General features: G+C 71.1%; 10 protein-coding genes and 2 tRNA genes. 7 read left to right on the top strand and 5 right to left on the bottom strand.

Annotated elements, in window-relative coordinates:
* The first annotated feature begins 4 nt into the window (after positions 1–4).
* The 6 genes from ehuB to AC0699_RS33625 all read left to right on the top strand — a co-directional run bounded on the left by ehuB (position 5) and on the right by AC0699_RS33625 (position 4,151).
* Positions 5–880 carry an ectoine/hydroxyectoine ABC transporter substrate-binding protein EhuB gene (gene ehuB / locus AC0699_RS33600; protein ID WP_478667900.1) on the top strand — a complete coding sequence of 292 codons (876 nt, stop codon included), beginning with the start codon at positions 5–7 and terminating at the stop codon, positions 878–880.
* Positions 877–1,644 (top strand): ectoine/hydroxyectoine ABC transporter permease subunit EhuC, encoded by a 768-nt coding sequence (ehuC, locus tag AC0699_RS33605; RefSeq protein ID WP_478667901.1) that lies wholly within the window; start codon positions 877–879, stop codon positions 1,642–1,644. The genes ehuB and ehuC overlap by 4 nt, the downstream gene beginning before the upstream one ends.
* Positions 1,641–2,291 (top strand): ectoine/hydroxyectoine ABC transporter permease subunit EhuD, encoded by a 651-nt coding sequence (gene ehuD, locus AC0699_RS33610; protein WP_478667902.1) that lies wholly within the window; start codon positions 1,641–1,643, stop codon positions 2,289–2,291. Before ehuC ends, ehuD begins: the two co-directional genes overlap by 4 nt.
* Positions 2,281–3,036 carry an ectoine/hydroxyectoine ABC transporter ATP-binding protein EhuA gene (ehuA, locus tag AC0699_RS33615; RefSeq protein ID WP_478667903.1) on the top strand — a complete coding sequence of 252 codons (756 nt, stop codon included), beginning with the start codon at positions 2,281–2,283 and terminating at the stop codon, positions 3,034–3,036. Before ehuD ends, ehuA begins: the two co-directional genes overlap by 11 nt.
* Positions 3,037–3,203: 167 nt before the next feature.
* The gene (locus AC0699_RS33620) at positions 3,204–3,962 is read left to right on the top strand and encodes an IclR family transcriptional regulator (RefSeq protein ID WP_478667904.1); all 759 of its coding nucleotides are present in this window, start codon (positions 3,204–3,206) and stop codon (positions 3,960–3,962) included.
* A gap of 115 nt (positions 3,963–4,077) precedes the next feature.
* Positions 4,078–4,151 (top strand) — tRNA-Lys (locus AC0699_RS33625).
* A 109-nt stretch (positions 4,152–4,260) separates the two neighbouring features.
* Here AC0699_RS33625 and AC0699_RS33630 read toward each other — a convergent pair.
* From AC0699_RS33630 to AC0699_RS33650, 5 genes are all read right to left on the bottom strand, one after another.
* Positions 4,261–7,443 carry an amidohydrolase family protein gene (locus AC0699_RS33630; RefSeq protein WP_478667914.1) on the bottom strand — a complete coding sequence of 1,061 codons (3,183 nt, stop codon included), beginning with the start codon at positions 7,441–7,443 and terminating at the stop codon, positions 4,261–4,263.
* A gap of 182 nt (positions 7,444–7,625) precedes the next feature.
* A complete protein-coding gene (locus AC0699_RS33635) occupies positions 7,626–9,305 on the bottom strand; it encodes an AMP-binding protein (RefSeq protein ID WP_478667905.1) in 1,680 nt (559 codons plus the stop codon).
* A gap of 47 nt (positions 9,306–9,352) precedes the next feature.
* On the bottom strand, positions 9,353–9,940 hold the full coding sequence (locus AC0699_RS33640) for a lytic polysaccharide monooxygenase auxiliary activity family 9 protein (RefSeq protein ID WP_478667906.1): 588 nt from the start codon (positions 9,938–9,940) through the stop codon (positions 9,353–9,355).
* A gap of 123 nt (positions 9,941–10,063) precedes the next feature.
* Entirely contained in the window at positions 10,064–11,902 is a 1,839-nt protein-coding gene (locus AC0699_RS33645; protein ID WP_478667907.1) for an SPFH domain-containing protein, read from the bottom strand.
* A 44-nt stretch (positions 11,903–11,946) separates the two neighbouring features.
* Positions 11,947–13,527, bottom strand: coding sequence for a peptidoglycan-binding protein (locus AC0699_RS33650; RefSeq protein WP_478667908.1), 1,581 nt, complete (start codon positions 13,525–13,527; stop codon positions 11,947–11,949).
* Between the two features lie 153 nt (positions 13,528–13,680).
* Between AC0699_RS33650 and AC0699_RS33655 the strand changes: the two genes are divergently transcribed.
* Positions 13,681–13,754, top strand: a tRNA-Lys gene (locus AC0699_RS33655).
* Positions 13,755–13,989: the final 235 nt, after the last annotated feature.

A 13,989-nucleotide genomic window follows, 5' to 3' on the forward strand; every position in this document is an offset into this window, starting at 1 on the left:
GCCCATGGCTCCACACACGGCTCCACACACCAGACATGCGATACGGCGGCGCACCCTGCTGCTCGGTACGGGAGGAGCACTCGTCGCCGCGGGCTGCGCGCGGGTTCCCTCCGGCGATGCGCTCGCCCGGCTGAGATCCCAGGGCACGGTGCGGCTCGGCATCGCGGGCGAGGTGCCGTACGGCTACATCGACGAGCAGGGCGAGTTCACGGGCGAGGCTCCCGAACTCGCCAAGGCGGTTTTCCAACGGCTCGGTGTCGGCAGCGTCCAGCCGGTCGCCACCGATTTCGCGTCCCTCATCCCCGGCCTGAACTCGCAGCAGTTCGATGTCGTATCGGCCGGAATGTACATCAACAAGGAACGCTGCGCGCAGGTCCTCTTCTCGGATCCCGAATACCAGATGCTGGACTCGTTCATCGTGCGCAAAGGCAATCCGAAGAATCTGCGCAATTACGAGGACGTCGTACGGACCAAGGCGAAGTTCGCGACCGGAACCGGTTATGCGGAGATCGACTACGCGGTCGCGGCCGGCTATCCGGAGAAGGACATCGTCATCCTGCAGGACCAGGTGGCCGGACTGAACGCCGTCGAGTCCGGGCGCGTCGACGTCTTCGCGGGAACCGCGCTCACCACCCGCGAGGTGGTGCGCAAGAGCGCCAGGGCGGAGTCGACCGAGCCGTTCGCGGCGGTCGTGGAGGGCAAGAAGAAGATCGACGGCGGCGGCTTCGCCTTCCGCCCGACCGACACGGGGCTGCGGGACGCCTTCAACGCCGAGATCCACAAGATGAAGAAGAGCGGTGAACTCTTCCGCATCCTGCGCCGGTTCGGCTTCACCGAGAGCGAGATGACGGAGCTCACGGCGAAGGAGCTGTGCCGATGACCGCCGGACTCTGGCAGAACTGGGTGCTCCCTGGGATCTGGATCACGGTCCAGCTCACCCTGTACAGCGCCGCGTTGGCCGCCCTCGTCGCGTTCGGTGTGGGCATGGCCAGAACTCATCGCTCGCGCTTCGTGCGCTTCCTCGCGGGGTTCTACACCGAGGTGTTCCGCGGGACTTCGGCGCTGGTGTTGATGTTCTGGCTGTTCTTCGTGCTGCCGCCGATGCTGGGCTGGCAGTTGGTGCCGATGTGGGCGGCGGTACTCGCCCTCGGTCTGTCGTACGGGGCCTACGGCGCCGAGATCGTGCGCGGCGCGCTGAACGCGGTGGCGCCGGCCCAGCGCGAGGCGGGGGTCGCGCTCAGCTTCACGCCCTGGCAGCGGATGCGGCTGATCCTGCTGCCGCAGGCCGTGCCCGAGATGATCCCGTCCTTCTGCAATCTGCTGGTGGAGCTGCTCAAGGGCACCGCGCTGGTGTCGCTGCTGGGTGTCGGCGATGTGTCGTTCGCGGCGTACCTGGTCCGGCTGGCGACCCAGGAGAGCGCGCAGATCTACACGGTGACGCTGGTGATCTACTTCGTGCTCGCGTTCCTGATCACCCGCTCCATGAAGGCGCTGGAGCGCCGCACCAAGGCGAACGTCGGACTGCATCTCCCGGGGGGCACCCCCCGGACCCCCGGCCTTTGGGGCAGGCGGCCCAGCGTCCCCGCCCAGCGGAACCGGCGGGCCGGCGCCACCGGCGGACTCGTGGAAGGTGATCTCCGATGACCTGGGACTGGTCCGCCGTCGCGGACTTCATGCCGCGCTTCTGGGAAGGCGTGCTCGTCACGCTGCAGATCCTGGTGCTGGGCTCGCTGCTGTCCTTCACGCTCGGCCTGGTCTGGGCGCTCGGGCTGCGCTCCGCCACGCGCTTCGTGCGCTGGCCGGTCGGGCTGATCACCGAGTTCATCCGGAACACCCCGCTGCTGGTGCAGCTGTTCTTCCTGTTCTTCGTGCTGCCGGAGTGGGGTGTGCAGTTCTCCGCGCTCACCACCGGCACACTCGCGATCGGGCTGCACTACTCGACCTACACCGCACAGGTCTACCGGGCCGGCATCGACGCCGTACCGGCCGGACAGTGGGAAGCCGCGACGGCGCTGAGTCTGCCCGCCCACCGGACCTGGCTCGCGGTGATCCTCCCCCAGGCGGTGCGCCGGATCGCTCCCGCGCTGGGCAACTACGTCATCGCGATGCTCAAGGACACACCGCTGCTCGCCGGGATCGGCGTGCTGGAGATGCTCCAGCAGTCCCGCCTGGAGAGCGCCGCGACCTTCCAGTACACGGAGCCGCTGACGGTCGTCGGCATCGCCTTCATCCTCATCGCCTACCCGGCTTCTCTGCTCGTACGAACCCTGGAGCGCCGCCTTGCCCGCTGACACGCAGAACGAAGAACTGATCCGCTTCACGAACGTCACCAAGCGCTTCGGGGACAACACCGTCCTCGACAACCTCTGCTTCTCGGTCCGGCCGGGCAGGCACGTCACGCTGATCGGGCCGTCCGGCTCCGGCAAGACGACGATCCTGCGGCTGCTGATGACGCTGGAGCGGCCCGACGAGGGCACGATCGACGTCAACGGCGGCCGGCTCCACCCGGCCGACGAGAAGCAGCGGCGCGAGGTGCGCAAGAAGATCGGCATGGTCTTCCAGCAGTTCAACCTCTTCCCCAACATGAGCGTGCTGCGGAACATCACCGAGGCGCCGGTGCGGGTGCTGGGGCTGTCCAAGGACGAGGCGGAGGAGCGCGCCCGCGAGCTCCTGGACCTGGTCGGGCTGGGCGACCGCTGCGACGCGCGGCCGACCCAGCTGTCCGGCGGCCAGCAGCAGCGGGTGGCGATCGCCCGCGCGCTGGCGATGCGGCCGCAGGTGCTGCTGTTGGACGAGGTGACGTCCGCGCTCGACCCGGAGCTGGTGGCCGGGGTGCTGGATGTACTCAGGGACATCGCCCGCACCACCGAGATCACGATGCTCTGTGTGACCCACGAGATGAACTTCGCCAGGGACATCTCGGATGAGGTGCTGATGTTCGACGCGGGGAAGGTCATCGAATCCGGATCGCCGGAGAAAATCTTCTCCGCTCCGGAGCAAGAACGTACTCGCGAGTTTCTCAGCGCGGTGCTCTGACCTCTCACTCCATGCACAAAGTGTGACTCTGGCATATGCCAATGTCGTGCGCCCCAGGATATGGCACTGGGGCGCACGTTAATTCTCGCCAACAGCCGCCCCGTTCAGGGTTCTTGGCAGCTATCGTGGTACGGAAGCTTGCGGTCACAACCTGGTAGGGGGAAACCGTGGCGCTGATGCCCGAGCCGACCGCACCGTTCCACTCGGTGCAATACGCCCTGCGCGTACTGGAGACGATCTCCAAGCACGGTGGCGGTGTGAGCGATGTCCAGATCGCCCGCGAGACCGGACTGCCCACCGGTCACCTGGCGTCGATGCTGCTGATGCTGCGCCGCGAAGGCTACGTGGAGCAGGTCGGCGACGGCGCGTACGTGATCGGCGACTCCCTCGTCCTGCTGGGCTCCGGCGCCACCCGGCGCGAGGCCCTGGAGCGCAAGCTGCAGGAGACCCTCACCGAGCTGCGCGACTCGGTGGGCGCGGCGGTCTACATCAGCCGGTACATCGACGGCGAGGTCAAGATCACGCAGTTCGCCGACAGTCCGCGCACACCCAAGGTCAACGAGTGGGTCGACTTCCGCTCCGCGGCGCACGCCAGCGCGGTGGGCAAGTGCCTGCTCACCCAGCTCGACCAGAACGGCCGCCGCGATCATCTGTCGCGCCACAAGATCGCCCGGCTCACGTCCCGGACGATCACGAACGAGAAGATCCTCTTCTCGAAGCTGGACGCCCAGCCGCCCACGGTCCCCGTGCTGGATCTTCAGGAGTACGCGGTGGGGACGGTCTGCGCGGCGGTTCCGCTGACGGCCGGCTCCGCGGTCGGCTGCCTGGCGCTCTCCCTCCCGATCGAGCATGCCCACCGGCTGCGCGCGGCGGCGGACACACTGAACCGCAGGGCGGCTCCGGTGGTGCTGTCGCTGGCGCTCTAGGGGCCGTCCGGCGGGCCGGCGGCCGGGCCTGGTCCGGGGTGGTCAGGAACACCTCCCGGGACCAGGTAGTATTACTTCTGTCGTCAGCCGCCGAGAGCGGCAGGAACGGCAGCCCGCGCCGCTAGCTCAGTTGGTTAGAGCAGCTGACTCTTAATCAGCGGGTCCGGGGTTCGAGTCCCTGGCGGCGCACAACCTCACGAGAGGCCCTCGCAACTGCGAGGGCCTCTCGTGGTTTTCCGGGACTCAGCCGGTTTCCGCCACTCGGCCGGTGCGTGCCGCTGACCCGGTCGCCCGGCGCTCAGCCGCAGCAGCCGTCGCGGCGCATCTGCTCGGCGACCGCGCGCCACTGCGCCGGCTCTGCGCCCGCCCGTACCGAGGACCGCCGCCGGCCGGGACCGACGTAGGGGTCCTCCAGCGTCTTGCGGTCATGAATCCGGCCGCCGACCGTGACCTGCGTCACCTTCGCCAGATCGTCGATGCCGGTGAGCGGGTCCCCGGCGACGATCGTCAGATCCGCGAGCTTGCCCGGCTCGACCGTGCCCAGGTCCCGCTCTGCACCGAAGACCCGGGCCGCGTTCGCCGTGGCCGTCAGCAGCGCCTCCGCCGGGGTGAAGCCGTTCCGTACGAGAGCGCGCAGCCCCAGATGGAGGTGGATGCCGACCGGCGTGATCGGGGTGTCCGTGCCCAGGGCGAGCAGACCGCCGGAGGCGAGCACGGTACGGCAGGTGTCGACCTCCCTGCGCAGGGCGAGCCGCTCGACGGCGGTCTGCGGCACGGTGGCGCGGTCGCGGATCGCCTCGGCGTCCCAGGGCGGCATCATCGCGGTGACCCGGGGATCGTCCACCAGGTCCGGTGTCTCGGCGAGCAGGGTGATCGCCGTGAACGGGGTCTCAAGAAGATGGAAGCCGCCGGTGGCGTACGTGGCCACGGTGTCGTGATGGGTGTGGCCCTCGGCGGTGGCGCCGTGCCCGTACTCCGCCCGCTCGGTGGCGATCAGGTGGGATGTCAGGTCCTGGCCGGTCTGGATGCCCTGTGCGCACAGATGTGATCCCGAGCGGACCCCGAGACGGTCATGGCCGAAAGCGGCCGCCTCTTCCATGATCCAGACGGGAGCCCGGACGTAGGTCTTCACGAAGTCCCAGTCGAGGGCGGCGCCACGGGCGAGGGAGCGCCGCAGTCCGGCGCGGGTGCGGTGGGCGCGGCCCATGCTGTAGGCGACGCGGGAGCCGTCGAGGAGTTCGCCGGTGGTGAGCAGACGCGGCCCGGCCAGCCGGCCCGCGATGATGTCCTCGCGGAGCCGGGCCAGTTCGTAGGAGAAGCCGGCGAGGGCGACGGTGGTGGTGACGCCGTAGGCGAGTTCGAGGGCGGTCTGGCGGGCCCCGTACGTGTACTGCCAGGGGTGTGTGTGGGTGTCCCAGAGGCCCGGCAGGACGGTCTGCCCGGTGGCGTCCACCGTGCGGGAGGCCCGGCGGCCGGACCGGCGCGGCTCGACGGCGGCGATCCGGCCGTCCCGGATCAGGATGTCGACGTCTTCGCGCGGGTCGGAGCCGGTACCGTCCCAGAGGCGGCCCGCGCGGACGACGGTGTCCACGGGCGTAGGACGGCGGTAGCTGAGATCGACGGGAACGGTACGTACGGAGCCGTCGAGGCCGAGCAGCCGCAGCCGGGCGTTCGAGAGATACAGCAGCGCCCGGGAGTCGCCCGCCCAGCTCGGGTGGTCGGCCGCCTCGTCGGTGAGGCGGCGCGGCTCACCGGCCGGGCTGCCGTCCGGGCGCACCGGCAGCAGCCACAGCGCCGACTCGCTGACACAGGCCATCCAGCGCCCGTCCGGTGACCAGACGGGCCCGGAGGCGTAGCGGTCGGACAGCGAGACGTGCGGGGCGAGAGCGTGCAGCCGGGCCGTGCCCGTGGTGGTGTCGACGACGCGGATCAGGTTGTAGCCCTCGCGGAACCGGAGGTTGAGCCGGTTGCGGTCGCAGTAGGCGAGACAACGGCCGTCCGGCGACCAGCTGGGCGGGCCCGGCAGTCCGCCACCGCCGAGCGGTGCGGCGAGGCTCTTCTCCTTGCCTGATGCGAGGTCGCGTACGACCAGAGTTCCCGAGACGTCGAGGCTCGCGAGCCGGGTGCCGTCCGGGGAGAGCACGGGGTGGGCGCGGCCGCCGGACGCCAGCAGGGTGTCGGCGCCGCTCTCCAGGTCGTACCGGCGCACCGAGTTGAGGCCGCCGTCGCGGTCGTCGACGTACAGCAGCGCCCGCCCGTCCGGAGTCCAGGAGGGGCTCTGGAGGTAGGTGTCCGGCGCGGCCGCGACGACCTTGCGGGGCCGTCCCCTGCCGGATGTGGGCACGGTCCACAGGGAGTTGAGCGCCACGAACGCGGCGGTGCGCCCGTCCGGGGAGAGCGCGGGCAGATGGATGCCCCGCACGGGGCGGGGACCGCGCGGCTCGAAGTCGTAGCTCTTTACCCGGTAGTGGGGCCGCCGGAGCGGAAGCTCGCCGAGGAACGCGACCGTCTCAGGGGGGTCCTGGCGGTGCGGGCGGACGATACGGAACTGGCCGCCGACCGTGAGCAGCAGCCGCTCGTCGTCCAGCCAGCGCGGCGGTACGGGCGCGATCTCGCCGTCCACGGAAACCGGTTCGCCGTCCACGACGAGAACGACCTGTTCGTACCGGACGGTCGAGGGGACCGTGCGCAGCCAGGCCCGCCGCCCGGCGGGAGCGAGGGCGGGCGTCAGCAGATTCCCCGGCTCGGTCTCGGTGTGCACGGCGGTCACCGGGCCGGCCGCGCCGGCCGGTACGGAGGCGAGGGTGCGGGAGCGCAGTGCGCTGCCGTCGTGTCCGGCCCGAACGAAGACGACGCTGTCGCCGCCCGGTGCCCAGACGGGGTCGAGGTCCTCCCAGGGGCCGGTCTGTACGGGGCCGTTCTGGCCGGGCAGCCCGGTGAGGCGGGTCAGCCGGCCGTCACGGACGTCGACGGTCCAGATGCGGTAGGGGCTGCCCTTGACCGGATCGCCGCCGCGTTCGGAGGAGAAGACGATCCGGGTGGAGTCCGGGGACCAGGCCGGGGCGCGGTCGTCCCACGGCCCGTCGGTGAGCTGCCGCAGACCCGAACCGTCCGTGTCCATCACCCAGATGTGGAACTGGCCGCCCTTGAAGCAGGCCATCGCGATCCGGCGCCCGTCGGGCGAGCACACCGGGCGGCTGGGCTCCAGGTCGGGCGTGGTGAGGGCGGTGGCGGGCGAGCCGTCGCGCGGGATCCGCCAGACGATGTTCTGCACCTCGGCGACGAGCGGGGCGGCCGGTCCTGGGCCGGTGGGGGTGGCGGCGCCGTTGGTGGCGGCGGTGAGGCGCAGCCGCGTGGCGCTCTGCGGCGCTGCCCGCGCCGGCGCTTCGGCGGGTACGGGGACGGCGGCCGCGGGAATAGGAATCGCGGCTGCCGCGACGGCGGTTCCGGCGGCGGTCTGCAGAAAATGTCTGCGCGGCATCGACGACACGGGCGTCCCCCCTGGATCTCGTGGGTCACATTTCTTCCCACTCGTACCTGGGTGGGGCACGGCCGTCACCAGGGCATGCCTGGAGCGGGAGCAGATCCGGCCATCCGGCGGCAGGGACGGGGCGGTGAAGGTCCGCTGGTCGCCTCAGCGGTCCGGCACGTCGCCGCGTCCGTTCAGCGGTCCAGCACGTCGCGGCGTCCGTGGTGTGCGTACCGGCGGAGCAGCTCGGCCGTGTCGCGCGAGGTCAGGGGGCGGTAGGCGGCGGCGCCCGGCGGGCGCCACCACACCGGGTCCGGGCAGCGGAAGGCCTCGCGGCGCAGGGCGGCGCGGTGGATCTTGTTGGTGGCGGTGAGCGGGAGGCGGGGGACGATACGGACGAAGCGGGGCGGCATCTTGGTGCCGAGGTCGGGCTGGGCGGCGAGGAAGGACGCGAAGGCGGAGGGGTCGAAGACGGTGCCTTCGCGGAGTGACAGTGCGCACATCACCTGGTCGCCGGCGACCGGGTCGGGGACGGCGTAGACCGCGACGCCCGCCGCGGCCTCCCAGCGGGCCAGGATGTTCTCGATGACCGCGGCGGCGAGGTTCTCGCTGTCGACCCGCAGGCGGTCGTCACCGCGGCCCGCGAAGTACAGGAAGCCGTCGGGGTCACGGAAGAACAGGTCGCCGGTCCAGTACCAGCCTCCGCGCCGCCGGTCGGCGTCGGCACCGGGGTTGCGCCAGTAGCCTTCGAACGGGTTGCGGCCCCGGTTGACCAGCTCGCCTATCGCGCGGTCGCCGTTGAGCAGGCGGCCCTCGCCCGAGAACCGCGCGGCCTCGCACTCCTCGCCGCTCGACGGGTCCACGACCGCGAGGTCGTCCCCGGGCGCGGCACGGCCGATCGCGCCGCGCGGTGTGTCCGGGGTGCGCTGGATCGCCGCGCCGCCCTCCGAGGAGCCGTACCCCTCCACCAGCCGCACCCCGAAGCGGGCCTCGAAGCGGGCGGCGTCCACCGCCCCCGCCTCCGTACCGAAGCCGAGCCGCAGCGGATGATCGCGGTCGTCGGGGTGCTCGGGCGTGGCGAGCAGATACTGCACAGCGCGCCCGACGTAGGTGAAGTACGTGGCGCCGTAGGCCCGTACGTCGTCGAGGAACCCGGACGCCGAGAAGCGGCGCCGCAGGGCGACCGAGGCCCCGGCCACGAGCGCGGGTGCCCAGTCCGCGATCACGGCGTTCCCGTGGAACATGGGCATGCAGATGTAGTGCACGTCCTCCGGTCGCACTCCGAAGTGGCCGACGAGTGACTCCCCCGCCGCCGCGAGCCGCCCCTGGCTGCAGATCGCGGCCTTGGGCGCACCGGTCGAGCCGGAGGTGAAGTAGAGCAGCAGCCGACTGCCGGGCCGCACGGTGGAGACGGTCGCCTCGCCGGGCTTCGCGCCGTCGTACGGCGCGAGGAGGTCGGCGTAGGCGTCGCTGTCGGTCACCAGCACCCGCACGCCCGGCAGTTCGAGACCGTCGAGCAGGGGAAGGTGCGCGCGCTCGGTGACCAGCACCCGGCAGTCGGTGTGCAGGATGTCGCGGACCAGTTCGGCGCCGCGGCGGGTCGGGTTGATGCCGGCGACGGCGGCCCCGGCGAGGGCCGCCGCGCTGAGCCAGAGCGGGAATTCGGCGGTGTTGTCGAGCAGGATCCCGAGGTGCGGCTCGGCTCCCCGGGGGAGCAGCTCCGTGAGCAGCGCGGCCCGCGCGGCGGCGCCTGCGGCGACCTGGTGGTGGCTGAGGACGAGATCCTCGTGTCTCAGCCCCACCCGGTGGTCGCCCCATTGGCGCTGTACGAGCTCCGCGACGGTCGCAGCGCTCGCGGCACTTGCCCTTCCCATCGCCCTTCCCATGACGCCCATGGCGCCGCACGGTACCTGACTATCCGTCAGAACTGAACGTCCGAGCAGGCGTAGAAGGCGTTCGGGGTGTCATTGATGGTCCACACCGCCAGGATCAGATGGCGGCCGGACTTCGACGGGAGAGTGCCGGAGTGGCTGAGCGTGGCCGGCGGCCGCTGGCCGTTGTAGGGCATGGTCAGGAACGGCTGCGGGTCGAGGGCCGCCCGGGTGAGCGGCTGGCTCGGGTTCCAGCCGTTCCTGGTGATGTAGTACTTGAAGTCGGTCGTCGCGTGATTGGCCGTGAACTGCCAGCGGAAGGTGTAGTTCTGGCCCGACGAGACCTTGGTCGTGGGCCATGCGCCGCCGCGCGGGTCGTCGAGCTGCGCGAAGCGGCTGTTGCCGCCGGCGCAGATCCTTCCGTCGGCAGGACCCGCCGCCGGGAAGCCCTTGGGCCCCTCGACGCTCTGGGGTTCCCACTGGATCTCACCGCAGTTGGTCACCGTGCCGTTGGCACAGAGTTTCTGACGGCTGATCGGGGAGTCGGTGTAGCCGTGGCTGCTGGCACTGCCGGTGGCGAGCAGGGACGTGCCCGCCACCACGAGGCCGACCATGGCCGCGCCTATTCGCTTTCGCATCCTGTCGCTCCTGGAGAACGTGGGGGAGTTCCGTGAGCCGTGCTGCGCGCTTGTGCGGTCGTGCGGATTCCGGTCTAGACCAAGTCTCAGATTATTGACGAACGTTGAACATGTCCAGACCAATCACGAGGGCTCTGCACCGCCTGCCCTGGCAGTGCAGAACGCGACGGTGAGATCCCGTACCAGCGCCTTCCGCTCGTAGTCGTCGAGTTCCACGAGGCCTCGCCTGGTGAGCCGCTGGACGGTGTCGTCCACGGCGTCCACCACCGAGGTGAGCACGGTGTCGCGCTGCTCGGCCTCGATCACGGCGATACGGCGGCGGCGCATCGCGGCGGCGACCTCGGGCGCGTACTCGATACGCGTCGGCTGCGCGGAGAAGACGTCGATGCCGACCGGGGCACACTCCGCCGACAGAGTCTTCGTCAGCGAGTCACCGACGGCTTCGGCATTGCGCAGAGTGGGGATCGGCCCGGAGAAGCCCGAGGTGGCGGGATCCTGGAAGGTGTCGGCGGGGAGCTGGGACAGCACCCGGGCCGTCGCCGCCTCCACCTGCTCCCGCAGATACGCCTCGTGGTCGGCGACACCGAGCACGGCGCGGGCCGTGTCGCGGATCCGCCACACCACGAGGACGACCACCTGCAGCGCCGTGCCGTTCGAGTCGACCGCGGACATCGGCTCGCTGCGCCAGTGCCGCAGCCGCACGTCGATCCTTCGGCGCAGCAGCAGCGGACTGACCCACATCAGACCGGTGCGCCGCACACTCCCCCGGTACTCGCCGTACAGCGTCAGCACCCAGGCATGGCCGGCCCGGCCTCGACCGAGCCCGCCCAGCGAGAAAAGCACGAACGTCACGCCGAGCGCGAGCAGCGCCCACTGGCCGAACCCGAGGGCGTGGTACGGCCGCTCGGCCAGCCCGAACAGCTCGGTCACCTCCCCGGGGAAGCCCCCGGCCCAGTGCAGCACGGCCGCGCATCCGGTCATGGCGGCGACCCCGGTGAGCAGGGCCGCCCAGCCGGGCAGGACCGGTCCCGGCCGTTCGTTCAGCCGTGGGTCCGCGGGCGGTGCGGGCCGCCGGCTGGGCGCGACGACGGTCGTCGCGGCCCGTCGTCCGGTGGGCAGGGACACCCGCGCCATCGCGACGGTGTCGGGTCCCCCGTCGCCTCCGTCCGCCTTGCCGGCCTTGCCGGCCCAGTCGGCCCATTCGCCGCCGTCGGCGGAGTTGTCGGCCGGCCCGGCGGCGGAACCGTCGGGAGTACTGGCGGAATCACGGAAGAGCAGATGCACGGGAATCGACCCGGTGGTCTCACTCCCGATCACGACAGCCCGCCGCCCGCCCACCCCGCTGAGCTGCCGCTCGAAGACACTGGGCCCCGGCACGCCGTCGTTCACACCGGCAGCCCGCAGATCGCCGGCCTCCGTCTTGGCCTCCGTGTCGGCCTCGTCCTCGGTCCCGACCGCGATTTCGGCTGCGGCCTTGGTCCCGGTCCCGGTCCCGGTCTCGGCCTCGGTCTCGGTCTCGGTCTCGGTCAGGTGCTTGGTCAGGAGCTCGGTCCTGGTCAGGGGCTCGGTCGTGCCGACGGCCTCCGCGGCGACGCCGACACCGACCCCGGCGTCGGCGTCGGCGTCGGCGTCGGCTTTGGCGCCGGGGCAGGGCAGCCCGGCTTCCACACCGGCGCCCGCCTGACCCGCGAGCACGCCGTACACGCCGACGGCCGCGTACGGCCCGCGCGCGTACGCATCCGACGGAGCATCGAGCGTGTCGAACGGGTCGAACGTGTCGAGTGCGTCGAACGTCTCGGACGGACCGCCGGAGCCGGCGGAGTCACCGGGCCCGGTCGGATCACCGGGCGCCCCCGAGGCCGGAAGTCCCGCCTGGTGCACGGAGACCGAAGCGGCTCTGAGCCGGGTGAGCGGGAGGGACCGACGCGGAGGGTCCTCGGAGTAGGGAGTCGTGGGAGTCACCGGAGCCGCCTCCTCGCGGGATTGGTGCGCATCGAGGTCGTGGTTCATGAGAAGAGCCGCCGCCATGTCTCAGGGCCGGGGTAGCCGTCGGCCGCTCCGCCGCGCCAGCCCTGGGCGCGCTGGAACGCCTCGACACCGCGGCGGTCCGCCTCGGTCCAGTGCCGGCTGGGAGGGGATGTGTAGTGCTTGCCGAAGCCCCGCTTCACCAGCTGCCGGCCGAGCTTCTCGACGTACGGGTTCGACTGGCCGGGGCGGAAGTGCGCGCGCCCCGGGTAGCCCGGTACGGAAACGGCCGGTCCGGCCGCCGGCACGCGCGGGACGTTCCCGCTCGCGCCGTTCACGAGCCGGCGCCAGGTGTCCAGTCCGGGCAGACCGTCCGCCTTCGTGCCCGTCCAGCCCTGCGCACGCTGGAACTCCTGCGTCGCCCGCCGGTCCGCCTCGCTCCAGCGCAGTCCCGGGCCGGATGTGTAGTGCTTGCCGAAGCCCTGCTCCACGAGCAACCTCCCGAGCTGGTTGACGTACGTGTTCTCGGTGCCGGGCCCGAACAGGCCGGCGCCCGGGAACGGGGCCGGGAGCGTGCCCGGGAGCGTGCCCGGGGGCATGCCCGGGAGCGGGGCCGGGAGCGGGGCCGGGAGCGCGCCCGGGAACAGGTCCGGGAGCGCGCCCGGGCTCTGCGCGTTCACGGTGGTGTCGTCCGTGAGCTCCTTGTAGCGGTAGGCCGCATAGCGGTCGGAGTTGCTCCAGTACGCCATCGGCGTGGCCCGCTGCCGGGCGTGCGGCTTCGCTTGTTCGTAGGCGAAGTAGTGGGTGTGCGTGTAGTCCGTCCAGCCGCCGAAGATCGTGACGTGCGACCCATTGGACGGATTGTCCGTGTTGTGGAACAGCAGGATGTCACCGGGCTGCAGATCCTTGCGGTCGATCCGCACACCGAACTGGGCCAGACTTCCGGTCCATTCGTTGCCCGGCAGGTTCCACGCCATCGAGACGAAGCCCGAGCAGTCCTGCCGGTAACCGTCCGACCAGTACTTGCTCATCGAGTACGGCACCTTGGCGTCCACCCAGAGCTTGGCGCGGCTCATGATGTCGGCGCGCGCCATTTTGCGCAGGTTCGACGTCCCGGCCTGGCCGGGCGCCGGGCGGCCGTGCAGGGGCTCCTGTCCACCTTGCGGGGTCTCCGGCTCCGGTTCCTTGACCTGCTCCGGCTCCTTGGCGGACTCCGGTTCCTTGGCCTGCTCCGGCTCCAATTCCTTGACCTGCTGCGGCTCCTTGGCCTGCTCCCGCTCCGGCTCCGGTTCCTTCTGCGACCCCTCCTCCGGCCCCTTCTCCACGGCGGGACCCCCCGGCCGGACCGCGCCCGCCGGACCAGTTGTCGCCGGTGCTGCCGCTTCGGGTTCCGCGGGCGGGGAGCCGTTGTCCCCCGGGGGAGCCAGCGCGCTCGCTGCCCCGCCGCTCAGCACCGCGCCCGCCGCGGTGACCAGCACGAGAGCGCGACGGGCACCGTGCGCGGCGGGGTGCCCGCCGGCCGCCACCGGCAGCGCGCGGGCCAGGGCCCGCCGCTGCTGGGCGCAGCCCGAGCAGGCGCAGTCGGCAGCGGGCTCGTACTCCTCGAACACCGGAACGCTCATCCGTTGCCCCTCCACACTCACCAGACTCATTCGTCATGACAAAGTGCATTTTGACGGAGCAAAGATAAAAAACGACCATCCGACAGGCCGGAACGTGCAAGGAAATGGTCGGGAGCACCCGCGGAGGTCGGGTAAAGTTCTCCAGGTCAGCAGGCGCCGCTAGCTCAGTTGGTTAGAGCAGCTGACTCTTAATCAGCGGGTCCGGGGTTCGAGTCCCTGGCGGCGCACTAGCGATTAGGTCGCTGACCTGGGCGTTCTCGGCTTCCGAGGACGCCCTTTCGCGTTAGCCCGGGATAGACTCGACCTCACCCGTACGCGTCAACCCGTCGCTAGCAGGAGAGAATCCTCCCGTGGCCAATGCACTGCAGGTTTTGGTGAAGAGCCGACTGGAGCAGCAGGGCTGGTCCTACGGTGACGTGGCCCGGCGCGGCGGTATCCCGCGTTCCACGGTGCATCACCTGG

The organism is Streptomyces sp. NPDC043870, assembly GCF_056435785.1.